The organism is Rhizobium sp. BK008 (assembly GCF_014197345.1).
Classification (GTDB): domain Bacteria; phylum Pseudomonadota; class Alphaproteobacteria; order Rhizobiales; family Rhizobiaceae; genus Rhizobium; species Rhizobium anhuiense.
Window position 1 is genome coordinate 93388 of record NZ_JACIFK010000006.1, and the last position, 24665, is coordinate 118052.

At 62.0% G+C, this 24665-nt stretch carries 24 protein-coding genes and 1 pseudogene; 11 read left to right on the forward strand and 14 right to left on the reverse strand.

Annotation, left to right across the window (positions count from 1 at the left end):
- The 5 genes from FHT69_RS22715 to FHT69_RS22735 all read left to right on the forward strand — a co-directional run bounded on the left by FHT69_RS22715 (nt 1) and on the right by FHT69_RS22735 (nt 3986).
- Complete coding sequence (locus tag FHT69_RS22715) at nt 1-1047, forward strand: flagellar hook-associated family protein (protein ID WP_168333750.1); 1047 nt, start codon at nt 1-3, stop codon at nt 1045-1047.
- Nucleotides 1048-1057: 10 nt separating this feature from the next.
- A complete protein-coding gene (locus FHT69_RS22720; RefSeq protein ID WP_063473689.1) occupies nt 1058-1432 on the forward strand; it encodes a hypothetical protein in 375 nt (124 codons plus the stop codon).
- A gap of 153 nt (nt 1433-1585) precedes the next feature.
- The gene (locus tag FHT69_RS22725) at nt 1586-2479 is read left to right on the forward strand and encodes a DUF6502 family protein (RefSeq protein WP_168333749.1); all 894 of its coding nucleotides are present in this window, start codon (nt 1586-1588) and stop codon (nt 2477-2479) included.
- Nucleotides 2476-3549: a DUF5666 domain-containing protein gene (locus FHT69_RS22730; RefSeq protein WP_183906006.1), complete on the forward strand. Its 1074-nt coding sequence runs from the start codon at nt 2476-2478 to the stop codon at nt 3547-3549. Before FHT69_RS22725 ends, FHT69_RS22730 begins: the two co-directional genes overlap by 4 nt.
- Nucleotides 3550-3737: 188 nt before the next feature.
- Nucleotides 3738-3986: a hypothetical protein gene (locus FHT69_RS22735; RefSeq protein ID WP_047619707.1), complete on the forward strand. Its 249-nt coding sequence runs from the start codon at nt 3738-3740 to the stop codon at nt 3984-3986.
- A gap of 181 nt (nt 3987-4167) precedes the next feature.
- On the opposite strand, the pseudogene FHT69_RS34330 reads toward FHT69_RS22735, so the two are convergent.
- Nucleotides 4168-4418, reverse strand: a pseudogene (locus FHT69_RS34330) (plasmid stabilization protein).
- A 216-nt stretch (nt 4419-4634) separates the two neighbouring features.
- Between FHT69_RS34330 and FHT69_RS22740 the strand changes: the two are divergent.
- A complete protein-coding gene (locus tag FHT69_RS22740) occupies nt 4635-6452 on the forward strand; it encodes a methyl-accepting chemotaxis protein (protein WP_168333747.1) in 1818 nt (605 codons plus the stop codon).
- Nucleotides 6453-6489: 37 nt separating this feature from the next.
- Here FHT69_RS22740 and doeB read toward each other — a convergent pair whose 3' ends face one another.
- The 10 genes from doeB to FHT69_RS22790 form a co-directional block, all read right to left on the reverse strand.
- Nucleotides 6490-7497 (reverse strand): N(2)-acetyl-L-2,4-diaminobutanoate deacetylase DoeB, encoded by a 1008-nt coding sequence (gene doeB / locus FHT69_RS22745; RefSeq protein ID WP_168333746.1) that lies wholly within the window; start codon nt 7495-7497, stop codon nt 6490-6492.
- A gap of 7 nt (nt 7498-7504) precedes the next feature.
- Complete coding sequence (gene doeA / locus FHT69_RS22750; protein WP_097596214.1) at nt 7505-8686, reverse strand: ectoine hydrolase DoeA; 1182 nt, start codon at nt 8684-8686, stop codon at nt 7505-7507.
- Between the two features lie 32 nt (nt 8687-8718).
- The gene (gene eutC, locus FHT69_RS22755; protein ID WP_183906007.1) at nt 8719-9711 is read right to left on the reverse strand and encodes an ectoine utilization protein EutC; all 993 of its coding nucleotides are present in this window, start codon (nt 9709-9711) and stop codon (nt 8719-8721) included.
- On the reverse strand, nt 9708-10709 hold the full coding sequence (gene eutB / locus FHT69_RS22760; protein ID WP_097596212.1) for a hydroxyectoine utilization dehydratase EutB: 1002 nt from the start codon (nt 10707-10709) through the stop codon (nt 9708-9710). The genes eutC and eutB overlap by 4 nt, the downstream gene beginning before the upstream one ends.
- A 4-nt stretch (nt 10710-10713) precedes the next feature.
- Complete coding sequence (gene eutA, locus FHT69_RS22765) at nt 10714-11493, reverse strand: ectoine utilization protein EutA (RefSeq protein ID WP_183906008.1); 780 nt, start codon at nt 11491-11493, stop codon at nt 10714-10716.
- 2 nt (nt 11494-11495) lie between these two features.
- Nucleotides 11496-12155: an ectoine/hydroxyectoine ABC transporter permease subunit EhuD gene (ehuD, locus tag FHT69_RS22770; RefSeq protein WP_097545047.1), complete on the reverse strand. Its 660-nt coding sequence runs from the start codon at nt 12153-12155 to the stop codon at nt 11496-11498.
- Between the two features lie 4 nt (nt 12156-12159).
- Nucleotides 12160-12819 carry an ectoine/hydroxyectoine ABC transporter permease subunit EhuC gene (ehuC, locus tag FHT69_RS22775; RefSeq protein WP_047619689.1) on the reverse strand — a complete coding sequence of 220 codons (660 nt, stop codon included), beginning with the start codon at nt 12817-12819 and terminating at the stop codon, nt 12160-12162.
- Nucleotides 12820-12971: 152 nt separating this feature from the next.
- Nucleotides 12972-13820: an ectoine/hydroxyectoine ABC transporter substrate-binding protein EhuB gene (ehuB, locus tag FHT69_RS22780; RefSeq protein ID WP_047619777.1), complete on the reverse strand. Its 849-nt coding sequence runs from the start codon at nt 13818-13820 to the stop codon at nt 12972-12974.
- A 55-nt stretch (nt 13821-13875) separates the two neighbouring features.
- Nucleotides 13876-14661, reverse strand: coding sequence for an ectoine/hydroxyectoine ABC transporter ATP-binding protein EhuA (gene ehuA / locus FHT69_RS22785; protein ID WP_047619687.1), 786 nt, complete (start codon nt 14659-14661; stop codon nt 13876-13878).
- 122 nt (nt 14662-14783) lie between these two features.
- Nucleotides 14784-16169 (reverse strand): PLP-dependent aminotransferase family protein, encoded by a 1386-nt coding sequence (locus FHT69_RS22790; RefSeq protein WP_063473764.1) that lies wholly within the window; start codon nt 16167-16169, stop codon nt 14784-14786.
- A gap of 101 nt (nt 16170-16270) precedes the next feature.
- Between FHT69_RS22790 and FHT69_RS22795 the strand changes: the two genes are divergently transcribed.
- From FHT69_RS22795 to FHT69_RS22815, 5 genes are all read left to right on the forward strand, one after another.
- Nucleotides 16271-16765 (forward strand): Lrp/AsnC family transcriptional regulator, encoded by a 495-nt coding sequence (locus tag FHT69_RS22795; protein WP_063473700.1) that lies wholly within the window; start codon nt 16271-16273, stop codon nt 16763-16765.
- Nucleotides 16766-16885: 120 nt separating this feature from the next.
- On the forward strand, nt 16886-18382 hold the full coding sequence (locus FHT69_RS22800; protein WP_097596210.1) for an NAD-dependent succinate-semialdehyde dehydrogenase: 1497 nt from the start codon (nt 16886-16888) through the stop codon (nt 18380-18382).
- 30 nt (nt 18383-18412) lie between these two features.
- Complete coding sequence (locus tag FHT69_RS22805) at nt 18413-19792, forward strand: aspartate aminotransferase family protein (protein ID WP_097596209.1); 1380 nt, start codon at nt 18413-18415, stop codon at nt 19790-19792.
- A gap of 13 nt (nt 19793-19805) precedes the next feature.
- Nucleotides 19806-20879, forward strand: a complete 1074-nt coding sequence (locus FHT69_RS22810; protein ID WP_097545043.1) for an alcohol dehydrogenase family protein — start codon at nt 19806-19808, stop codon at nt 20877-20879.
- A gap of 171 nt (nt 20880-21050) precedes the next feature.
- A complete protein-coding gene (locus FHT69_RS22815; RefSeq protein WP_028758816.1) occupies nt 21051-21446 on the forward strand; it encodes a DUF4112 domain-containing protein in 396 nt (131 codons plus the stop codon).
- A 142-nt stretch (nt 21447-21588) separates the two neighbouring features.
- Here the strand turns inward: FHT69_RS22815 and FHT69_RS22820 are convergent, their stop codons facing one another.
- From FHT69_RS22820 to FHT69_RS22830, 3 genes are all read right to left on the reverse strand, one after another.
- Nucleotides 21589-22626 (reverse strand): Gfo/Idh/MocA family protein, encoded by a 1038-nt coding sequence (locus FHT69_RS22820; protein WP_047619775.1) that lies wholly within the window; start codon nt 22624-22626, stop codon nt 21589-21591.
- A 161-nt stretch (nt 22627-22787) separates the two neighbouring features.
- Nucleotides 22788-23573 (reverse strand): ThuA domain-containing protein, encoded by a 786-nt coding sequence (locus tag FHT69_RS22825; RefSeq protein ID WP_132575455.1) that lies wholly within the window; start codon nt 23571-23573, stop codon nt 22788-22790.
- A gap of 64 nt (nt 23574-23637) precedes the next feature.
- Nucleotides 23638-24663 (reverse strand): ABC transporter ATP-binding protein, encoded by a 1026-nt coding sequence (locus tag FHT69_RS22830; RefSeq protein ID WP_047618987.1) that lies wholly within the window; start codon nt 24661-24663, stop codon nt 23638-23640.
- Nucleotides 24664-24665: the final 2 nt, after the last annotated feature.

Genomic DNA, 24665 nt, shown 5'->3' on the forward strand with positions numbered 1-24665 from the left:
ATGAAAGCATCTTTTGTCTCATCATCGGCGATGCAAAACGTTCTCAAGCTGACCATCAGCCAGTCCCAGTCGAAGCTGCAGAGCGCTTCGACAGAGGCAACGACGGGAACCTACAGCGATATCGGCACGGCCCTTGGTGCCGGCGCTGCAAAGTCGCTCAACCTCACCAGCGCCATCAACCAGGCCGCGTCGTTTCAAACGAGCAATTCCGTCGTCGCATTGCGCATGGACGCGTCGCAGACGGCCCTTTCAAACCTCAAGGATGCCGGCGACAGCCTGGTTTCGAACCTGACCGCGCTTCAGGCGAGCCAGGATACGACGAGTATCGCCGTCGCCTTGCAGACAGCGAGCTCCACGGTCTCGCAACTGATCTCGACGGCGAATACGGCCGTCAACGGCGAGTTCCTGTTTGGCGGGACAAACCTCGACAGCCAGCCCGTGACGGACCAAACTTCCACGGTCTCGGATACGATCGTGACGGCGCTGAGCGACTATGCAACCGGCCTCGGAAAAGACGTGAACGAGCTGACGGGCGAGGAAATCGGCACATTCATCACCGACACGGTCGAGCCGATGTTTTCCGAGAGCGCCTGGACGGACTCTGCAGACGGCTGGTCGACTGCCTCGAGCACCGACATGACAAGCCGGATCAGCGGATCGGAAACCATCACCTCGTCCACCAACGCGAATTCGGAAGGCATGCGTTATCTCGCGCTTGCATCCGTCGTCGTGTCGTCCCTCTTCGGTCAGGATCTCGCATCCGATGCGCAGAGCACCGTTGCATCCAAGGCTATCGCTTATGCGGCGCAGGCAACGGCCGGCATCGTCACGCAGCAAAGCGAGCTCGGCCTCTCGCAGGAGCGGGTCGAAAAGGCAAATGACGCCCTCGACGCTCAATCAACCCTGCTTCAGGGAAAGCTCGTCGATCTCCAGGGCGTGGATGTCTATGAGGCGTCGACACTCGTCAACCAACTGCAAACGCAACTGGAAACGGCCTATACGCTCGTCTCGAAACTCCAGGGCCTGAGTTTGGTCAATTACCTCTGACGGATCTGACATGAAGGAGTTCAAGCGCTTGCAGATACCAGCCTTAAGCAAACAGCCGAGCACGGATTGCTCCGAAATCGTGACGGAAGCCGCCTTCGCGCTCGCTGCCGGCATCATCGATACAATCCCTTTCGTCGGCTGCAAACTCGACGAACAACAGCCGCGGGCATGGCCGCGATCAGGCGTTTTCACCGATGACGGCGTCGAGATGACCGGCACGCCGCCCGAAATATTCGAGCTTTGCGAGCTCTTGGCCGGCCACATCGAGAAAGGCGCGTCATTCGATGTCTTCGAGGTTTTCCACAAGATTGCACGTATCGACCGGCTGATCGACTGGCGCCATGGCGCGGTGCTTTCACCCGAGCCGCATCCGGTAACTCATTAACGGACCACGCTAAATCTCGTCTCGAAGGCGGCGTGACAACGGCCGCGCCGCCCGGGAGCATGGCATAGGCTGGTCTTGCATGTGGCTTGTCCGTTGCGGCAGTCTGGACTTTGCCATAGGGAGATGGAGGGCGACTGTCGAAGTCTGCCGGCAATGGTCTTTCAGGGACCGAGTGTATTGTTGATGTCAAAGCCGCGCGCGAAGCTTCCATTCTCCGAAGAGACCTTGCAGGCCATGCTCGTCCGCGTGCTTCGCCCGCTGGTCAAACTCGCTCTCGCCTCCGGCTTCAACTTCACTGCTTTTTCGGCCATTCTTCGCCGCCTCTATATCGAGGTTGCGGAGAACGAATTTACGCTGCCGAACAAACAGCAGACGGATAGCCGTATCTCGCTTCTGACCGGCATCCACCGCAAGGACGTCAACCGGCTGCGTGGACAGGCCCTGACGACATCCTTTCTCACCGTGAGCGTCTCGCAGACGAGCCGCATTCTGGCCAGATGGCTTGCCGATCCACTCTATTGCGATGCGGAGGATAGGCCGAGCGCCCTGCCCCGCACATCCAGCGATGGCGGTCCGTCATTCGAAAGCCTGGTGAGCGACATCACCAAGGACGTCCATCCTCGCTCGATCCTGGACGAGTGGCTGGACAGAGACATTGTCGTTGTCGATCAGAACGGTTGGATCCAGCTCAACCTCGCATCGATCGTCCCGAATGCCGGGGACGAAGCTCGCCGGCATTATTTTACCCGCAACCTTCGTGACCACGTCCAGGCTTCGGTCATGAATCTGATGAACGACCCTCCTCCCTATTTCGAACGCGCCGTTCATTATGACGGGATATCTCCAGCGCTGGCAGCCCGGCTCGACGAGATTGGGCGCAAGGAAGGGATGGCGCTGCTCCTGAAACTCAACAAGATCGCGCATCAGGCCATCAAGGACGATCCCGGCGGCAACAGCCGCTGGATCACGGGCGTCTATGTCATGACCGAGGAGGGTGACGCAGTTCCTCCGGCAGCCGCCGCTTCCGAGACGGAGACTGACGCATGAGCCCGTCAACGATCTCTAGAAGACAGTTTCTCCTGGGCGGAATAGCGCTCCAGGTTCTGATGCCAGCGATGACCGCCGCGCAGCCGACAGGCACCAGCGACCATGGCATCGGCGGCTCCGGTCTTTCCATTGCAGGTGGAGAGAACGAAGACCACGGTATCGGCGGAACCGGCATCGTCGGAACCATCCAGGGTTTTGGCAGCATCATCGTCAACAACATCCACATACCGTTCAGTGCGACGACGCCGATCGACATCGATGGACGACGCGCGCCTGCAAGCGCGATGAAGGTCGGTCATGTCGTCCGTGTGCTGCTGGCAGGAAAGCGTGCTGCCCGCATCGCGATCATCAGCGAGGTCCAGGGCCGCATCGACGAGATGGGTAAGACCGGGATGACCATCCTGTCGCAAACCGTCGACACGACCGGTTTGGTCACGAAGGGCTTACGAAAGGGCAAGCGGGTCGCCGTGTTCGGCATCCGCAAACCGGATGGCACCATCATTGCCAGACGCATCGAGCATCGCGCCGTTTCCGATGGCGCCCATGTTCGCGGTGTCCCCGTAAGGAGCGGCAATCGCGTCTTGCTCGGCGGCCTTTCGCTCGGGCAGGCGCAAGCACATTTGGTCGGCAAGCAAACCGTCGTGCGTCTCAGGACGGACGCCAATCGATCGGTCATTATACGCATTCAGGCCGAACCTGTGGTGCCGGGTCTGAAACGAGGCGTCGTCAACGTCGAGACCTTCAAACCCGCAGAAAAGGGCGGAGCTGGCGCAGGACCTGGGGGCTCAGCGCCTTACGGCTCGATGCGAATGTCTCCCGATGGCCATGGATTTGTCGACGTCACCGTTCGCGATTCAAGCAGAATGACGGGCTTTGCGGACAGGCAAGGCCCAGACGGCTTTGGTCCTCGCCCGCCGGATGGTCCTCCAGACGGGCCAGAGCGTGGCCATCCGTCTTTCGGCAGAGGCGGGCCTGGCGGAGATTATCCTGATCCGAACAGGCGGGGTCCGCCGCCGCAAGACCCCTTGCGCCGCGGTCCACCGCCTACGGATCCTCCAGTTCCGCGCTAACGCGCCATCAATCAGATTGACATATGGGAAAATTTCCCATTTATTGCTCTTGCGATTCCTGATTTGGGTTCCCAAGAAGGACTTGCCGATTGTCTATCGGGTTCGCCCCACACCCGACAGACAATCGTTTGATTTTCAATCGCTGCTGACTGCCGAACCAACCCGCCGTCGCCAAGAGGAATCAGGAATTGCTTTTGCTGGAACGCGAACCGGACGTGTCGATGGAAATGAACGAATCGACCGTCGTTGCAACCTGGGAAAACCGCGCGCAAATCATCGAAATCATGAGCAGCGCGCGCCAGACGAGCCAACAATTTCAACATCTTTGGCAGAGCAGCGCCGGAACGGGCCGGCTCAGCCAAGATGATACGGACAAGTTGGTCGAACTGCTCCGCCAGATCAGCGACCTGAATGAAATGCTCATGCGATTGGCCTGAAAGACGCTTGACGGCGCGCCGATCGACCCATTCAGAAGCTAATCGCTTGACAACGCTATCCGCGATAACCTCGACGCCGCGATAGGATATCCTTGGGCTTCGGTCTGCTCGACACCGCGGATGTCATCCCCTGAAGCGTTCAGCTTTCATGGAAACGCAGAACCGTTGGTATCGAGAAGATTCAAAGCTCGATGCCCATCCAATGCTGCCGGCCTTCGTTGATCGGGGCTTCAATACCGATGTCCGTCCCCGCGAAAGCCTGGCATGGAAGGACACCGCCGGTTCCCGTCCAGCTTCGCCTATCTCGTCCAATTCAAAGGTCCGCGTGACTATGGCGGCTATCGAGCCGTTTTCACGGCGAGCAAGATCACGCGCTTTTGCACTTCGTACGGAAAGCTGAGGGCAGCCAAGCTGATCTCCTTCACGATGAATGTGATGTCGCCTTGAGCCATCATGATGGCTGATGATGGTTTGATACCACCGCTTCAACCTATCAACCCAATTTTGGACGGTTGCCCCAGACCTGAAAGAGCTGGCTAAGCTCCGACCTCATAAGAATTAACCATATTTCAGTGTTCTTGCCAAATAATGCCGTACGTAGATCAGGTCTCTCGAAGTAGAGAGGCCAAAAGTTATTTGGAGACAGTCTTGGCATTCACCATCGCTCGCAGTCTGGTGGCGTTCGGCGTCGCCGTTTCAGTAGGTCTTTTCATGTCGATCGGATTGCAGCAGTCGGCGCTCGAACGGCTGAAGGTCAACGGTCCGGTTTACGAGCAGGTCGTCTACGGCAAGGATTTGATTGCCGATATTCTACCGCCGCCGCTGTTCGTGGTCGAATCCTACATGCTCTCCTTCGAGGCGAGCAAATTTCCCGAACTCACAGACACCAATCTTGCCAAGATCGCCAATCTCAAGGCTGCTTACGACGACCGCCGCGCGTATTGGAAAACCACCCGGCTGCCGCAGGCGTTGAAGGACGAGCTTGAAAACGATGTCATCGCCAAGGGCGATGCATTCTGGGGGGTGATGAACCGCGAGATCATCCCCGCCTTGAATGCCAAGGATGAAGACAAGGCGCATGGTGCGATCGAGCAGTTGCGCGTTGCCTTCCATTCGCATCAGGATGCGGTCGAGAAACTCGTTGCCAATTCCGACGCCTTCCTGAAGGGCGAGGAGCGCAATGCCGCTTCGGAAATCGTCACCTGGACGATCTATGCCGGTGCTGCGGGTTTCGGCTCGTTCGGCCTGCTGCTGATCGGCCTCTATCTCCTGCGCCGTCGCGCCATCGTGCCGCTCGACGGTATGAAGGCCTATATGGGCAACCTCGCCGAAGGCGATTTTTCGACCGAAGTTCCCTATGCCAACCGTTCCGACGAGATCGGCGCCATGTCCAAGGCCGTCGCGGTATTCCGCCGCAATGCGCTCGAACGGCAGGACGCGCAGAAGCGCGAGACCGCACTTCGCGACGCGGAATTCGAGCGCGAGCGCAGCCAGCTGGCCGAAAAGGCCGCTGAGGAACAGATCCGCGAAACGGTGATCGCCCAGCTGACATACGGCCTGGAACAGCTATCGAACGGCAATCTCGATTGCCGCATCACGACGCCCTTCGCCACGGCCTACGAAACTTTGCGCGCAAAGTTCAACGACAGCATGGATGCGCTTTGCGCTTCGATGGCCGAGATCGCCCAGACCTCCAAGCAAGTGGGCAGTTCCTCGGCCGGCATCACCGATGCCGCCGACAGCCTTGCCTCGCGCACGGAACAGCAGGCCGCGATGCTCGAAGAGGCCACAGCCGCGCTCGACGAGATGAATGCCAAGGCGAAAGACGCCTCCGATCATGCCGGCAAGGCAACCGGCATGATGACCGAGACCCGCACCAGCGCCGAACATTCGGCGGCCGTCGTTCGCGAAGCGATCGCCGCCATGGAACGGATCGAAGGTTCGTCCTCCCAGATCGGCGACATCGTCAATGTCATCGATGAAATCGCCTTCCAGACCAATCTTCTGGCGCTCAATGCCGGGGTCGAGGCGGCCCGCGCGGGCGACGCGGGCAAGGGTTTCGCCGTCGTTGCCCAGGAAGTGCGCGAACTCGCCATGCGCTCGGCCAACGCCGCCAAGGAGATCAGAGCGCTGATTTCCACCTCCTCGTCTCAGGTCTCCACCGGGGTGCAGCTCGTCAACCGCACCGGCAAGGCGCTTCTGGAAATCGAAGGACAGGTCGAGCAGGTTGCCGGTCTGATCGCCCGCATCGTCTCGGTGTCCTCCGAGCAGGCGGTGGCGATCGGCGAGATCAACGCCTCCGTCAACGCTCTGGATCAGGTCACCCAACGCAACGCCGCCATGGCCGTCGAAACCGCCTCGGCCTGCCGGGCGCTCGGCAGCCAGACGCAGACATTGGAAGGGGTCGTCAGCCGCTTTCAGATCGACGCGGCCGCCAGCCCGTCAAGATCGCAGAAAGCGGCCTGACGCGTCCGCGGCAAAGGGAAGGGCCGCCCTTCCCACCTCAGTCCGTAACGATCGCCACGACGGCAACGCAGTCGCCTGCTTTGACTAGCCCCGGGAAATGCCGGGCACAGAGAATGCCGTTCATGCCGGCGCGGATCTCGCGGGGCGCCATTCCGGTCCGGCGGATCGGATGGATGCGCGCGACGACGGCGTCTTCGGCCACGGCTTCACCGAGATCAATGACAGGCTCGATCAACCCGCCCTCCTCTGCGAAAGAGAAGCAGCGGCCGTCCGGCATATCGAGCCAGCTCGTCGGGCCGGTCTCGACGGCGCCTGCGACGATCCCTGCGTGGCGCAGCACATTGAAGGTGCCGCGTTTGGCAATCGCCGCGCTTTTGGCCGTGGCGGTGCCGCCGCCGCCGAGTTCCGTGGTGATGAAGATCTTGCCCATCTCCTCGGCGGCGGTGTCGTACATGCCGACCGCATCGATCTCAAGCATCTTCATCGAATAGGGGGCCGCAAAGGCCGTCACCAATTCGAAGGCCTTTTTCTCCTGTTGCTTGTTCGCCAGGATGTGGGCCGCGCAGAACGGCAGAAAATCGAGCGTCTTGCCGCCGGAATGGAAGTCGAGGACGAGATCCGCCATCGGCAGAAGCACCCGCTGGAAATAGTCGGCGATCTTCTCCGTCACCGTGCCGTCCGGCCGGCCCGGGAAGCTGCGGTTCATGTTGCCCCTGTCGATCGGCGAGGTCCTGGTTCCCGCCTGGAATGCCGGATAATTCATGGCCGGCACGATGATGACAGTGCCGCTCACCTCCTCAGCTTTCAGCGTGCGGGCAAGATCGAAGAGTGCGATCGGTCCTTCATACTCGTCGCCGTGATTGCCGCCGGTCAGAAGAGCCGTTGGCCCCTTGCCGTTCCTGATGACCGTTATCGGCACCATCACCGATCCCCAGGCGGAATCGTCGCGGCTGTAGGGCAGCCGCAGGAAGCCGTGCTGGACGCCCTCGGCGGCGAAATTGACCGTCGCGCTGATCGGTGACGGTCGCAAGCCAATCTCTGTCATCGCAGCCTCAATCCTTGACCATCAGCCTGCGCGGCACGTTCGCGAAGCACTCGACACCGCTCTCGGTGATGAGGATGCTCTCGGTCGTCTCGAATCCCATGTCGTCGAGCCAGAGGCCGGTCATGAAATGGAAGGTCATGCCGGGCTTCAGCTCCGTCCGGTCGCCCGGTCGCAGGCTCATGGTGCGCTCGCCCCAGTCCGGCGGATAGGAAAGGCCAATCGGATAACCGGTGCGGTTGTCCTTGACGATGCCGTATTTTTTCAGCACCGCGAAGAAGGCGTTGGCGATATCCTCGCAGCTATTGCCGGGTCTGGCGACCGCAAGACCGGCCTCCATGCCCTCCAGCGTCGCCTTTTCGGCATCGAGAAAGGCCTGCGTCGGCTTGCCGAGGAAGACGGTGCGCGACAGCGGCAGGTGATAGCGGTTGTAGCAGCCGGCGATCTCGAAGAAGGTGCCCTCGCCCGTCTTCATCGGCCGGTCGTCCCAGGTCAGATGCGGTGCGGATGCTTCGACGCCAGACGGCAGCAGCGGCACGATCGCCGGATAATCGCCGCCGATGCCGTCGACGCCGCGGGTGCCGGCATCATAGATTTCCGCGACCAGATCGCATTTGCGCATGCCGACCTCGATCTTGTCGAAGATGCGGGCATGCATCGCCTCGACGATGCGGGCGGCATTGCGCATATACTTGATTTCGGTCTCGCTCTTGACCGCGCGCTGCCAGTTGACGAGGGCGGTCGTATCGACGAAGCGCGCATTCGGCAGGTGCTTCTGCAGCGCCGCGAAGGCCGCCGCCGAGAACCAGTAATTGTCCATCTCGACGCCGATCGTCAGCTTGCCGAAGCCGCGTTCGGTCAAGATGCCCGAGAGATAATCCATCGGATGGCGTTCGGTCGATTGCACATAGTGATCGGGATAGCCAATGATGTTGTCATGCTTCAGATAGGCGGTGAACTTGGCGCCGTTGGCATCCTGGCCGCGGCCGAACCAGATCGGCTCTCCCTGTGGCGGCACGATCACCGCCTGGTGCACATAGAAGGACCAGCCATCATAGCCGGTGAGCCAGGCCATGTTCGACGGGTCGCTGACGATCAGCAGGTCGACGCCCTTCGCCTCCATGGCACGCCGTGTCTTTTCCAGCCGCGCGGCATATTCGCCGAGCGAGAATTTGAGGTTGGGCTGGGTCATGTCTCTTCCCTTCTTTTCCGGCGCCGCGCCGGTCAGCTTTCGAACGTGGTCCCGGCCTTCGCCGCGCCGGCTCGGGCAAAGGCGAGGGTGGCGATGGCGGTGTCCTGAATGCCGGTCCCGGTCAGGTCCGCAATGGTGATCTGGTCGTTATCCGTCCGCCCCGGCGCCCGGCCGGCGACGATCTGGCCGAGTTCGGCGAAGACCGCATCGGCCGCGACTAGGCCGGCATCGATTGCATGATGCAGCTCGCCGAGGCGCCGTGTCTGCTTCAGGCTGTCGGCGACGTAGAGGCCGGCACCGGCGATGGCGGCCGGATCGATCTCGTTCTTGTGTTCGGCATCCGAGCCCATGGCCGTCAGATGCTGTCCGGGTTCCAGCCACCCCGCCTTGATGATCGGCATTTCCGACGGCGTGGTGGTGACGATGAGGTCGACGCCGGTCACTGCTCCCCTGGCGTCCGATGTCGCGATTACGGGAAAGCCGAGTTTTCCGGCCAATTCCGCAGCCGTGGCTTGCGCCTTGGCGGCATCGCGCGCCCATATCCTTGCTTCGCGGATCGGCCGCACCAGCGTCAGCGCTTCGAGCTGCAGCCGCGCCTGCATACCGGCGCCGAAGATCGTGGCCACGGACGCATTTTGGCGCGACAGATGTTTCGCCGCGACAGCGCCGGCTGCTGCGGTGCGCACGTCGGTGAGATAGCCGTTGTCCAGCAGCAGTGCCTGCACCAGTCCGGTCCGGCTCGACAGCAGCACCATCATGCCGTTGGTGCTCGGCAGGCCGATCTGGGGGTTGTCGAAGAAACCGGGGCTGATCTTGATCGCGAAGCCCTCGATGCCGGGCACATAGGCCGTCTTCACATCGACTTCGCCCCGATATTCCGGAATGTCGAGCCGCAGGATCGGGGGCATGGCGACGGCCTTGGTCGCAAGCGCTGCGAAAGCCTCCTCGATGCAGGCGACCGCATCTCGGTCAAGCCCGATGACTTTCCTCAGTTCCGTTTCCGTCAGAATGATCATCCGGCTCATGGCCCCTCCTCGCCGTAGAGCGGCTGCGTCCCGTTGATCACCCGCAGGTGCTGCTCCATGTCGACATTCGCCCCGGACAAGATCGCGACGATGGGACCGCCGCCCCTGATTTTTCCGGCAAGCAGCGCGGCGATACCGACCGCGCCCGCGCCTTCGACGACCTGGCGTTCGCAGGCATAGGCATGGCGCATGCCGGCGGCGATTTCCGTCTCGGTCAGCAGGATGACGTCGTCGAGAAGTTCGCGGCACATGGCAAAGGTGACGCGGTTGTCGAGACCAATGCCGCCGCCGAGCGAGTCGGCAAGGCTCGCCACTTCCTCGACCTGCACCGGCTGCCCGGCATCGAGGCTTGCCTTCATCGCGGCACCCTTCTCCATCGTCAGGCCGATCACTTTGGTCGTCGGACTGATGGCTTTGACCGCGGCCGCAAGCCCCGCCGCAAGGCCGCCGCCCGAGAGCGGCACCAGCACGCTCGCCGCCTCCGGCAAGTCGTCGATGATTTCAAGCCCCAGCGTCCCCTGCCCGGCCACGACATCGGGATGGTCGAAGGGCGGCACCATCACCAACCCTTCCTCGCGGACCAACCGGTCGACTTCCTGCTGCGCCTCGTCCTGCGATACGCCGACGATGCGGACATCGGCGCCGAGACGGCGGATCTCCGAAACCTTGTTCTCCGGCACCAGCCGCGACATGCAGATGGTCGCAACGGCACCTTCGGCCTTTGCCGCATAGGCAAGCGCACGGCCGTGATTTCCGGTCGAGGCTGCGACGACGCCACGTAAGCGCTGCGCCGGCGACAAGGACAGCACCGCATTGGTCGCCCCACGGAGCTTGAAGCTGCCGGTCGTCTGATGATGTTCGAGCTTGAGATGCACTGGCACGCCGGCCAATTCGCCAAGCGACGCGGACTGCACCATCGGAGTGGTGGTCACGCGGCCGGCAATCCGTCGCGCCGCCGCACGGATGTCCTCCAGCGAAACGGGCAAGGTGCTCACCATGATCTCAGCCTTCCCAATAGGACTTGGTCATCAACTGACCGAGTTCGGGCCGCGCCCGATCATCGCCGCAAAGCCTCAGACAGGACCAGGCCGTCGCCAGATTGCTGGTCACCACCGGCTTGCCGGTCTCACTTTCGATGCGGGCCGCGACCTGGGCGGCGCGTAGCGCCGTACAGGAGATGAACAGCGCGTCCGATTGCGGCGCCAGCGCCTGGCGCGCAAAGGCAAGGATCTCCTCCGGTGCGATCCGCGCCATCTCGCGATCATCGGTCAGGCCGAGACAGGTGAAGCGGTCGATCGCAAAACCGAGATCCGAAAAATAGTCCGCCATCGGCCGGCTGGTCTCGACCGTATAGGGCGTCAGCACCGAGATCCGTCTGGCGCCAAGCGCTTTCAGACCTTTCGCGGCGGCGGCCGTCGGCGTCACGACAGGAATCCCGGGCTTGGCCGCATGGATCGCCGCCTCGATGTTGCGATCGCCGATCACCACTGAGGCGGAGGTGCAGGAATAGACGATGGCATCGAGCGCCTCGTCCGGCAGGAGCAGCGCCGCGCCTTGCGTCAGCGACGGCTGCATCCTCAGGAGGTTTTCGGCCGTGACCGGATTGGCGTAGTGGATGCGGCTGACATAGACGCCGAGGCGATCGCTGGCGACCATGCGCTGGAAGTCGACTTCCGTCGTGTGGTCCGTCGCCAGAATGATCAGGCCGATGCGCTTTTCCAGCGGCCGATTCTCCAGTCGCGGCAGCCTGCCGGCAGGGATGATCTCAATCTCTACGGTCATGGTCAGTCATCCATCCTGGCGTAGCGTTCCTCAAGCCAGCGCAATCCCACTACGGAGATCAGGCTGATGACGAGGAAGAAGACGCCGACCAGCGTCATCGGTTCGATGTAGCGGTAGTTGCTGTTGGCGATGCTCTTGGCCTGGTTCATCAGTTCGAGCACGGTGATCGCCGAAAGCAGCGGCGTCTCCTTGAACATGGCGATGAAATAATTGGCGAGTGCCGGGATCATCGGCGGGATCGCCTGCGGCAGGACCACGTGGATCCATGCCTGGCGCGTCGTCAGATTTGTGGCCTTGGCCGCCTCCCATTGTCCGCGCGGCACATTCTCGATGCCGGCGCGATAGACCTCGGCGGTATAGGTCGCATAGTGAATGCCCATACCGATGACGCCTGCGACCAGCGGCGCCAGCCGAATGCCGATATCGGGCAGCACGTAGAAGATGAAATAGAGCTGCACCAGCAGCGGCGTGCCGCGGATGAATTCCGAGACGAAGCCGACCGTGCGGGACACGCCGGCGACCGGTGATCGCCGGGCAATCGCAAGAGCCAGGCCGACGATCATCGCGACGGCAGCGCCGAGGATGGTCGCGAGAATGGTGATCTGGAACCCTTCGAGAAGGGTCGGCATGATCTGCCAGACGAAGTCCCAATCCCATTCCATCCGATCAGGTCCTTATGCCGTCGAGGCTGCGCGCCATACGCCGCTCCAGCCAGCGCATCGTCGCGGAGATCGCCGAGGCCATGAGAAAATAGAGGATGAGGATCGTCGCGAAGGGCACCAGCGTATTGCCGGTCTGCGCCCGCACCACCTGCGCCTGGAACGTCATATCCGTCAGCGAGATCAGCGACACGACGGCCGTGCCTTTGAGAAGTTCGATCGCATTGTTGCAGAAGGTCGGCAGCATCAGCGGCAGCGCCTGCGGCAGGATGACGTGGCGCATGCGCTGGTATCGCGACAGGTTGAGCGCGATGCAGGCTTCCGACTGTTCGCGCCCGACGGCCTTGACGGCGCCGCGCACCACCTCCGCCGCATAGGCACCGACATTCAGCCCGAGCGCCAGCACGCCCGCCTGCAGCGGCGTCAGGGTCAAACCCGCAAAAGGCAGCACAAAATAGACCCAGAAAAGCTGGACGAAGATCGAGGTGCCGCGGAAGAATTCGATATAGGCCGTCGCCAGAGCCCGCACGGCGAAGAAGCGCGACAGCCGGCCGAGGCCCGCCAGGAAGGCCATCACCAGTGCCAGCGCAGACCCCATGACCGTCAGTTCGAGCGTCACCAGGGCGCCCTCAAGGATCAGTGTCAGATAGCCGGACCATACCGACATCGGCAACTCACTTCCTAGAGCATGCCGCGCAAAACTGTGCAGCGGTTTTGCGATGACGACATGCGTAAAAACAAGGACCTAAAGCGCAACACGCTTTAGGAGATCGTTCGGGGACAACCCGGCCATGCCGATGGCATGGCCGGCTGCCACGATTACTTCGCCGCGGCGCAGAGCTTTTCGCGGCTCGTCGACATCGCGGCCTTGGCCGAGAAGCCGTAGGGCTCGATGATCTTGGCGAATTCGCCCGATTCCTTCAGCTTCTTCAGCTCGACGTCGAAGGCGTCGCGCAGGGCGACGTCCTGCTTGCGGAATGCAGCGCCATCGCAATAGACCGGCGCATTGACGACCGGAGCGACGGTTTCGAGGTTCGGATCGTTCGCCTTGGCCATCAGGTCATGGATCGACAGGACCGGCAGCGAGTAGACGTCGATGCGGCCGTCCTGCAGCATCTTGATGCCGCTCTGGCCATCCGGAACAACGATGACGCGGTCGCGCGGCACGCCGGCCTCAAGCGCCAGCTTCTCCTCGGTCCCGCCGCCCGGCGCGCCGATCTTGGCGTCCGGATTGTCGGCGATGTCCTTGTAGCTGGTCAGTTTCAGCGGATTGCCCTTCTTGAGAGCGAAAGCTTCGGCGTCGCAGAGGATCGGTTCGGAATAGGCGACGGCGGCGCAACGCTCGGGCTTCATGAAGAGGCCCGCGGTGATCGCATCGTGGCGGCCGGCCTGCAGGCCGGGGATCATCGCGCCATATTCCGAAATCGAGGCGACGACTTCCTTGACGCCGAGCTTTTCGAAGATGGCGCGCGCCACATCGGGTGCGGCGCCGGACACCTTGCCATCGGCGCCGACGGCGGTGAACGGCGGTTCGTTGGCAATGGCAATACGCGCAAAGCCCTGCTCCTTCAGCTGCTCGAGCTTGTCATCGGCAGCCGAGGCCGGGGCAGCTGCTGCAACCAGAAGCACCGACAGGCTGGCGGCGCTCAAAAAATATCCTGCTTTCATCGTTCCCAACTCCTCTGATTTTCCTTGAGTTTGTTCTTGCGGGCAATGTCTGAGCTCAGACGCGGTGCCCCGCCGCAATGATCTTGCGCAGGAAGGTCTGCGTCCTCTCCTGCGTCGGATTGCGAAAGATGTCGCCCGGCTTGCCTTCCTCGACGATCTTGCCGCGGTCGAAGAACAGGACACGGTCGGCGAAATCATGGGCAAAGCCCATTTCATGGGTGACGAGAAGCATGGTCATATCGGTCTCGGACGCCAGCCGCCGCATGACGTTCAGCACCTCCTCGACCAGCTCCGGGTCGAGCGCCGAGGTCACCTCGTCGAACAGCATGATCTTCGGCGACAGCGCCAGCGCTCGGGCAATGGCAACGCGCTGCTTCTGCCCGCCGGAAAGCTGCGCCGGGACACTTCTCGCCTTGTCGGCCAGGCCGACCATGTCGAGAAGCTCCATAGCCCGTTTTTCGGCCTGCGGCCGCTTGATGCCCTTGGTCAGCATCGGCGCCAGCGTCACATTGTCGAGCACGCATTTGTGCGGGAACAGATTGAAATGTTGAAAGACCATGCCGATCTTTTCGCGCATGCGGTGCAGATGCCGCTCATCGGCCGGCACCAGCCCACTGCTGCCGGGCATATGGTAGAGCTGTTCGCCGTCGACCTCGATATGGCCGCCGCTGATCGTCTCCAGCGTCATCAGAATGCGCAGGATCGTCGTCTTGCCGGAGCCCGACGGCCCGATCAGCGCCAGCTTCTCGCCCGGCATGACATTCATCGACAGGCCGTCGAGTACGGTCAGTGGGCCGTATTTTTTGACGATGTTGTCGATGCGGATGATGGGCGGAAGCATTCATGTCTCTCCCTGTTGAGACAAGCAATGTCCTAACGATGACCGTCCATCAAAATCATGTCAATTCGTAAAATAATATCATGACAATTATTCTGCGAATGCCCAAACGCAAGGCAGTTGCGTCAGATCGCAAGCAGCAGCTCTTCCGGATTGCCTTGCGCCAATGAGGCGACGATCCCAAGCCCGGTCCGCAACTCGCTTTCCGTCGTCGAACCAAGCGAGATGCGCACAGCCGGCGTCCAGCCCTGATCGGTGGTATGGAAGGATTTGCCGGGCGCGATCGCCACCCCGCGCAGCCTTGCCTGCGATACGAACCCGTCCTCCGTATGATTGCCGGAGAGCGGCAGCCAGACGTGCAGGCTTTGCGGATGCGCCCGGTAGGGAAGCCCGGCCAACATCTCCGCCGCGATCGCGTGCCGGCTCAAAAGGGCACGGCGCTGCCAGTTGACGAGTTCCATTGCCGTGCCGTCGCTGACCCAGCGGGTGGCGATCTCGGCCATGGCAGGCGTCGCCATCCAGTTGGACACGAGATGCCGGTTGGCGACGGCGGCGACATAGCGGTCGGGCGCGGTGAGATAGCCGATCCGCAGACCCGGAACGGTGATCTTGGTGAAACTCGTGACGTACAGTGTCCGTTCCGGCGCAAAGGCTGCCATCGGCGGCGCGCGGTTCTCGACCATCGGGCCGAGAATGTCGTTTTCGATGATTGCGATATCATGTTTGGCGGCGACGGTGGCGAGCGCCTGCCTGCGCTCCGCGCTCATCAGCGCCGCCATCGGATTGATCACCGAGGGCTGCAGGAAAATTGCCCGGATCGGTCCCTTCCGACAGGCTTCATCCAGCGCCTCGGGGATCATGCCCTCCTCATCGATCGCCAGCCCTTCGAGATGCAGACCGAGATAGGTGGCGAGCGGAACCAGCGTATGGTGGCTGATCGCTTCGGTCGCAATCGTCGAGCCGGGCGGGGCAACGCTCATCAGCGCCACCGTCATGCCCGACGTCGCACCGTTCGTCAGGCTGATGTTCAGCGGCGATATCTCCAGCCCGCAGCGCGCCAGCCATTCCGTGGCGACGGTACGGTGGCGCGGAAACACCATGTTCGGCCTGAAGGAAAGGGCCGAACTGGAGGGCAGGTTTTCCGAAAGCCAGCCGAAGGCCTGCCGCAGCCTTTCCAGATGGATCTGCTCGCAGACCGGTTTCAGGATCGACAGATCGATCAGCTCGCCCAGCCGTTCCGGCAGGTAGGGCGGTTCCGGCTCGCGCGGGCGCGTCTGGACGAAGCTGCCGCGTCCAATCTCGCCTGATATCAGCCCCCGGCGGATCAGCTCGTCATAGGCGCGGCTGACCGTCTGCACCGAGAGATGCAGATCATCCGCCATCTTGCGGTGCGGCGGCAATTGCGTGCCGTCGGAGAGCTTGCCGTCAGTGATCGCGTTTGCGATCTGCTCGGCAATCGAGAGATAGGCCGGCCGGCGGAGTTGCGAGGGATCGGGGCGCCACTTTGTCATGATTTCAACACTGCTGAAAATCAGTTCAATTGACAATGCCAAAATGCGCTTCCATTGTCTTTTCCCTGCGTTTGAAATGATTTCTTTCTAAAGAAAGCACCATGAAGCTCGACGCCATCGACCTGCGCATTCTCGACGCCGTCCAGCGCGACGGCCGCATCACCAAGCTGGCGCTGGCCGAAAAGGCCGGACTGTCGCCGACGCCCTGCTGGATGCGGTTGCGCAAACTCGAAAAGGCCGGTGTTATCACCGGTTATCACGCACGCATCGCTCCGCGGCGCATCGCGCCGGTCGCCAGCGTGATGATGGAAGTGACGCTCGCCAATCATCGCCAGGCGGATTTCGAACGCTTCGAACGCGCCATCAGCGCAACCCCGGAGATCGTCGCCTGCTGGTCGGTCGGCGGCGGCGTCGATTACATCTTGAAGATCATCGCACCCGATATCGACGCCTATCAGCGGCTGGTCGACGGGCTTCTCGACCGCGAACTCGGCATCGACCGCTACTTCACCTACATCGTCACCAAGACGGTGAAGGACGAAACAGTCCTTCCGGTCTCTTCGTTCACTGCGGCCGGCGAAGAGACCGCGTCGTAGACAATCTCTCTGCCAGGCCGCCGTTCTTTAGACCATCTCTCTCTTTTTGCATCCGCCAACAGACAATCTCTCGCCAGCTCCCGTGGAAGACTGACGTCAACCGCCACGAGGAGATTGGACATGAGCGCTGTTTTTGCCCGCCCCGCCTACCATGACGCGCTGGCTCGGCTCGCCGACCGTCATCTCCTGCGCGATCTGGCCTATGTCGGCGGCCGATGGGTCGCCGGCAAATCAGGGAAAAGCTTCGAGGTCACCGATCCCGCCTCGTCGGCGACGCTGGCCTGGGTGGCAAGCCTTGGCGCAAACGAGACGGCGGTGGCAATCGATGCAGCGTCGCAAGCTTTCGCCGCCTGGCGCGCAATGCTGCCGCAGAGCCGCGCGGCGATCCTGCGCAAATGGTTTGAGCTGATGCTCGCGGCCAGGGAGGATCTGGCCCTGATCATGACGCTCGAACAGGGCAAACCGCTCGCGGAATCACGCGGCGAGATCGATTACGCCGCCTCCTTCGTCGAATGGTATGCCGAGGAAGGCAAGCGGCTGAACGCCGAGAGCGTCACCAGCCACCTGCCCGACGCGGAAATGATCGTTCGCCGCGAGGCGCTCGGCGTCGTCGGCATCGTCACGCCCTGGAATTTTCCCTCTGCCATGCTCACCCGAAAGGCTGCGGCCGCGCTCGCCGCCGGTTGCACGGTCGTTGCTCACCCCTCCTCCGAGACGCCGCTTTCAGCACTTGCCCTTGCCGAGCTCGGCGAACGCGCCGGTATTCCGGCCGGCGTCTTCAATGTCGTCACCGGCCACGCCGCAACGATCGTCGGGCGGATGTGCGCCGACATCCGCCTGCGTGCCATGAGCTTCACTGGCTCCACCGGCATCGGACGTCTGATCGCCGCCCAGTGCGCGCCGACCCTGAAGCGGCTGGTGATGGAACTCGGCGGCCACGCCCCGCTGATCATCTTCGATGACGCCGACATATCAAAGGCGGTCGAGATCGCCGTCAACGCCAAGTTTGCCACGTCAGGCCAGGATTGCCTCGCCGCCAACCGCATTTTCGTCCAGCGGCGCATCGCCGATGCCTTCACCAAAGCCTTTGCAGACCGCATTGCCGAACTGAAGCTCGGTGCGGGGCTCGAGGATGGCGCCGAGATCGGGCCGCTGATGCATGAACGCGCCGTCGCCAAGGTCGAGGAGCAGGTCTCCGACGCGCTGGCGCGTGGCGCACAGCTGGTCACCGGCGGCAAACGCCACAAGACGGGCCGGCTCTTTTACGAGCCGACGCTGCTGACCGATGTGCCGGCGGATGCGCTGGTCATGCGCGAGGAGACCTTCGGGCCGGTGGCGGCGGTTGCCACCTTCGACACGGAGGAAGAGGTCATCGCCCGCGCCAACGATACCGAATATGGTCTCGTCGCCTATGCCGTCACGGAAAATGGCGCCCGCCAGCTGCGGCTCGGCCGCGCGCTGGAATACGGCATGGTGGCGATCAACCGCGTCAAGATCACCGGCGGGCCCATTCCCTTCGGCGGCTGGAAGCAGTCCGGCCTCGGCCGCGAGGGCTCCCGCCACGGGCTCGAGGCCTTCACCGAGCTCAAATATCTCTGCATCGACACGGCCGCCTGAGCCGCTCCATTTCAAGAAAGAGGCTACGACATGCTCGACAGAAGCAACGAACTCAACGCCTGGGACCGCGATCATTTCTTCCACCCATCGACCCATATGGGCGCGCATGCCCGCGGCGAGACGCCGACCCGTGTCATCGCCGGCGGCGAAGGCGTCTACATCACCGACACGACGGGCCGCAAAAGCCTCGACGCCTTTGCCGGCCTTTATTGCGTCAATGTCGGCTACGGCCGCCAGAAGATCGCCGACGCGATCGCCGAGCAGGCGAAGAACCTCGCCTATTACCACGCCTATGTCGGCCACGGCACGGAAGCTTCGATTACGCTGTCGAAGATGATCATCGACCGCGCGCCCGCCGGCATGAGCCGCGTCTATTTCGGTCTGTCGGGCTCGGATGCCAACGAAACCAACATCAAGCTCATCTGGTACTACAACAACATCCTCGGCCGTCCGGACAAGAAGAAGATCATCTCGCGTTGGCGCGGTTATCACGGCTCCGGCGTCATGACCGGCAGCCTCACCGGCCTGGCGCTCTTTCACAACGCCTTCGACCTGCCGCGCGCACCGGTGCTGCACACCGAAGCGCCCTATTATTTCCGCCGCCCTGACCGGTCGATGAGCGAAGAGCAGTTCTCGCAATATTGCGCCGACAAGCTCGAGGAGATGATCATCGCCGAGGGTCCGGAAACGATCGCCGCCTTCATCGGCGAACCCATCCTCGGCACCGGCGGCATCGTGCCGCCGCCGAACGGCTACTGGCAGAAGATCCAGGCCGTGCTCGACAAATATGACATCCTGCTCGTCGCGGATGAAGTGGTCACCGGCTTCGGCCGTCTCGGCACGATGTTCGGCTCGGACCATTACGGCATGAAGCCGGACCTGATCACCATCGCCAAGGGGCTGACCTCGGCCTACGCTCCCCTTTCGGGCACGATCGTCTCGAACAAGATGTGGCAAGTCCTGATACAGGGGTCCGATCAACTGGGGGCGATCGGTCACGGCTGGACCTATTCCGCCCATCCGATCTGTGCTGCGGCAGGCATTGCCAATCTCGAACTGATCGACGAACTCGGCATTGTCGAGAATGCCGGCACGACCGGCGCCTATTTCCGTTCGGAACTGGAAAAGGCGGTCGGCGGCCACCGCAACGTCGGCGAAGTCCGCGGTGACGGGCTGATGGCGGCCATCGAATTCGTCGAGGACAAGGACGACAGCACGTTCTTCGATGCCGGCCGCAAGATCGGCCCTCAGGTCGCATCCGCCCTGCTCGAACGCGGCGTCATCGGCCGCGCCATGCCGCAAGGCGATATCCTCGGCTTCGCCCCGCCGCTTTGCCTGACGCGCGAGGAGGCCGACATTGTGGTCAAGGCCGCAGCGGACGCCATCGAAACTGTCTTCAAGAATATCTGAGGAGCAGATCGGTATGACGATCCCCGAAAAGATGGCAGCCGTCTTGCTCACCGACCATGGCGGTCTGGACAAGCTCGTCTATGACAGGGACGTGCCCGTCCCGACGCCCGCCGATGGCGAGGTTCTGATCCGTGTCACGGCCTGCGGCATGAACAATACCGACGTCTGGGTCCGCCAGGGCGCCTACGGCACAGAGGACGATCCATCGGCGGTCTCCACGTGGCGCAGGCAAGGCAACACGCTGACGTTTCCACGCATCCAGGGCACCGATACGGTCGGTCATATCGTCGCCGTCGGCGCCGGCGTTGATCCCAAACGTATCGGTGAACGCGTCATGGTCGACTTTTCGATCTACAACCGGGACGACGACAGCCTCGCCGACATCGATTACATGGGCCATGGCCGCGACGGCGGTTATGCCGAATATATGGCGCTGCCGGCTGAGAATGCCCATGTCGTCGCAACCGATCTGACCGACATCGAACTCGCCACTTTCTGCTGCGCCTATCTGACTGGCGAGCGCATGCTGGAACGGGCAAGGCTGTCGGCCGGCGAAAGCGTGCTCGTGACCGGCGCTTCAGGCGGCGTCGGCTCGGCGATCATCCAGCTCGCGCGCGCTCGCGGCGCGATCCCGATCGCCGTCGCAGGTCCCGGCAAGGAGGCGGCGATGCTCGATATCGGCGCCGAGGCGGTGGTGACCCGCGGCAAGGGCGACCTGGTCGAAGCCGTCCATGCCGCCAGCCACGGCCAGCCGATCGATGTGGTCGCCGATCTCGTCGGCGGACCGCTGTTCAACGACCTGCTGAAGATCCTGCGTCCAGAAGGCCGCTACTCGACGGCTGGCGCCATCGCCGGCCCGGTCGTCCAGCTCGATTTGCGGACCATGTATCTGAAGCAGCTGGAACTGCATGGCTCGAGCCAGGGCAGCCGCGCCGACTTCCGTCGGATCGTCGGCTATATCGAAAGCCGGAAAATCCGGCCTCTCGTCGGCGGCGTCTATCCACTGTCGGAATTCCATCGCGCGCAGACCGATTTCATGGCGAAGAACTTCGTCGGCAAACTGGTCGTGGTTCCCGACGAGAGATGATCCTTGCTTTCGCGGGCGAACCTTATCGGGTTTGCAGCGTTTCACGGCAATGGAAAATCATGATGGCGCCGGCCCTTCGTTGCGTCGGACTATTTCGCGGCGATGCGACCAAATCGCTCCCACGCCCCCACTCGAGGGGGCGGAGCGATCGCGCGCGCCAAAAGGCTGCTGATGCCAGCTTCCGCCAGCGCGAAACACCTGACGTCTATCGAACTTGGACGAATTCGGCGCGCTGTCAGCATAGCGCGGCTGATGGATACCGCAGTCCGATTGCCTGTCATCGGCGTGCGTATCGGCGCGGACTCAATTCTCGGCCTTATCCCGGCCGTCGGCGACATTGCCGGATCCCTGATCGGCCTTTTCATCATCGATGAGGCGAGACGCCTCGGTATTCCCACCCATAAGCTCGCCCGTATGGCCGTCAATCTGGGGATCGACGCCGCCGGCGGAACGGTTCCCCTGATCGGCGATCTCTTCGACGTCTATTTCAAGTCTCATCGCCGAAACGTGGGTATCATCCTCGACCACTTTGGGATTAGCGAAGACGAGCTTAACCGGCGAGTCTGACGGCCGACGTCCCTTTGCAACTTCCCCTTCGAGGAATTTGTGCGAGCTGTCGGCGCTGGTTCCAACGAGGCCGCGCAGCCGGTGCTGTCGCCTTAAGACGACGAGCAACCAGCAAAAGTGGGCACTAGCTCGGCGCCTTCGCTTACAGTTCAGCCAGAACGCCTGCCGTCTTCACTGCGTGATCAAGAACGAATTGCAGCTTGGCGGCGTGGCCGAAACCAGGCTCATCCGGCTGCCCCTTTTGCACGGCATTTGCAAATCGCTGGAAATTGGTGATGACCGGTTCGACCTCGATCTTACGCCAGATTGCCTTGTCGGCATCGGGACCTTCACAGGCCCTGAGCGTCGAACCTTCCGGCGTGTGCACCACCTCCAGCGCGCCCTTGTCTCCATGCAGGCGCAGGCGCAATTCGTTCAGATGACCAGTCGCCCAGCGCGTTGCGTGGATGACACCGGCGGCACCGTTTTCGAGTTCAGCCATCATCAGGAAACTGTCATTTGCATCGAGCTCGTACTCCCCGATCCGATTTCCGGGGCTCTTGTCGAACACCTTGAGATGCGATGCGGCTGCCTTGACGTCACTTCCGGCGGCAAAAACCGCGAAGTCGAGAATATGAATACCGACATCGCCCAGCACGCCATTGGATCCGTGCTTTGTCGACAGCCGCCACAGCCATTGCGATTCCTTGGTCCAGTCGCCCCACGCCTTTGAGACCAGCCAGCTCTGGAGATAGGACGCTTCGAAGTGGCGGATCGCGCCGAGGCGTCCGTCCAGCACCATCTTGCGCGCTGCTTGCAGCGGCGCAACATTGCGATAGGTAAGGTTTACCATCGCAACCTTGCCGGACGCAGCAGCAGCGTCGGCCATCTCTTTAGCTTCGCGGTAGTTAACCGCCAGCGGCTTCTCGCAGAGGACATGCTTGCCGGCGCCGAGTATCTTCATTGTCGTGGAATAATGCGCGCGATCCGGCGTGACATTGGTCACGGCGTCAAACTCTCCCCAGGCAAGGGCGTCATCAAGTGACGTGAAAGTAAGTGGGATATCATGCCTGAGCGCAAAGGCCCGCAGCCGGACCTCGTCCGTATCGACAGCAGCAACAATTTTTACGTCGGCGATTTCGGAAAAATTCATGGCATGGGTGTTTGCCCATCCTCCGGTTCCGAGAATGATCAAGCGCATTTTGTCCTCATAGTCGTTTATCGAAATCATCAGCACCAAACCGTCGTCTTTCACGAGCGCCAGATGGTCTTGCCAAATGGTGAGCGACGGCTGTCAGCTCAGCGTTTTCCCGGGCCGAACGCACGCGTGGCGTCCGCGCCCAAGGAAGGTGTTTCAGGTCCTCAGCGGTAACCGGCTTCGCCGGCTTGGTGTAGTTTCGGGCCGCGTTCGACGATCGGCTCCAGTGCTTTTTCTACCGGCACATTTGGAGCGTCGGTGATACCCGTCAACGAGCCCTCAGGGTTATAGGCCCACTTCACGCCGTTGATCAGCACCTTCTGGACATTGACGTCGTGATAGGTCGGATAGGTCTCGTGGCCGGGGCGGAAATAGAAGATGTTGCCGGCGCCACGGCGCCAGGTCAGGCCCGAGCGGAACACTTCGCCGCCCTGGAACCAGGAGATGAACACCGTTTCGAGCGGTTCCGGCACCGAAAACTGCTCGCCGTACATTTCTTCGTTCTCGAGTTCAAAATGTTCGCCGATGCCGGCGGCGATCGGATGGCGCTGATTGATCGTCCACAGACGCTCGCGCTCACCCGCCTCGCGCCATTTCAGCGCGCAGGGTGTGCCCATCAGCCGCTTGAAGATCTTGGAGAAATGGCCGGAATGCAGCACGAGCAGCCCCATGCCTTCCCAGACGCGCTTGGCGACACGCTCGACGACGACATCGGAGACGGCGCCGTGATCCTTGTGGCCCCACCAGGTCAAGACATCGGTTTCGGCAAGGCGGGCTTCGCTGAGGCCGTGTTCCGGCTCCTGCAGCGTCGCCGTCGTCGCCGAGATGCTGGGGTCGGTATTCAGCGCGTTGGCGATCGTCGTGTGCATGCCTTCGGGATAGATGCCCCGGACGATGGCATTGGTATTCTCGTGGATATTCTCTCCCCACACAACGGTGCGAATGGTCACGTCGTTCTCTCCTTATAGTTAAAAAACGGATCGAGTCCTGGGAAGAACATCGACCTTGGGAACATCAGGCAGCCCGAATGGAGGCTCGCTCAAGCGAACGGCCCGACCGGTCGAAACGGTGGATGTGGCCGGCAAGCGGCGTAAGGCCAAGCGTTTGGCCGGGCGCATGGCGGGAGACTCCGGCTTCCCGCACGATGAGCGGCTCATCCGCCCCGATATCCACATAGACGAAGCTATCGGAGCCGAGGATTTCTGAATGGATGACCGTGCCGCTCCAAACGGGCGACTCGGGCGTGATGCGAACATGCTCGGCGCGCACGCCAATCGTATGGCTATCATAGGCTTGCGCCAGTTCGCCCGAGAGGAAATTCATTTTCGGCGAACCGATGAAGCCGGCAACGAAGACCGAATTTGGGCTTTCGTAAAGTTCCAGCGGCGTGCCGATCTGCTCGACGACGCCGTCCCTCAGCACGCAGATCCGATCGGCGAGTGTCATGGCCTCGACCTGGTCATGGGTCACATAGACCATCGTCGTGTTGTTCATGCTGCGATGAAGCTTCGCAATTTCCAGCCTCGTCGCGACTCGAAGCGCCGCATCGAGGTTGGACAGCGGCTCGTCGAAGAGAAAGACCTTGGGATCGCGTACGATCGCCCGGCCGATTGCGACGCGCTGACGCTGCCCGCCGGAAAGCTGTCGCGGCAAGCGGTCTAAGTAGGGTGAGAGCTGCAGCATACCGGCGGCCTGTTCGACACGCTGGCGGCATTCGCCTCTGGTGCTCCCGGAAAGTTTCATGCCGAAAGCCATGTTGTCGAAGACCGTCATATGCGGGTAGAGCGCGTAGGACTGGAACACCATGGCGATCCCTCTCTTCGACGGCGCGTGCTGGTTCACCGTCTTGTTGTCGAAGGAGAGGGTTCCCGAGGTGATGTCCTCGAGCCCGGAGATAAGCCGCAGCAGCGTGGACTTGCCACATCCCGACGGCCCCACGAACACCATGAACTCGCCCCGGCGGATGTCCATCGTCACGCCTTTGATCACCTCGAAAGCGCCGAAGCTCTTGCGGATATTCTCCAGTCGGATTTCTGCCATGT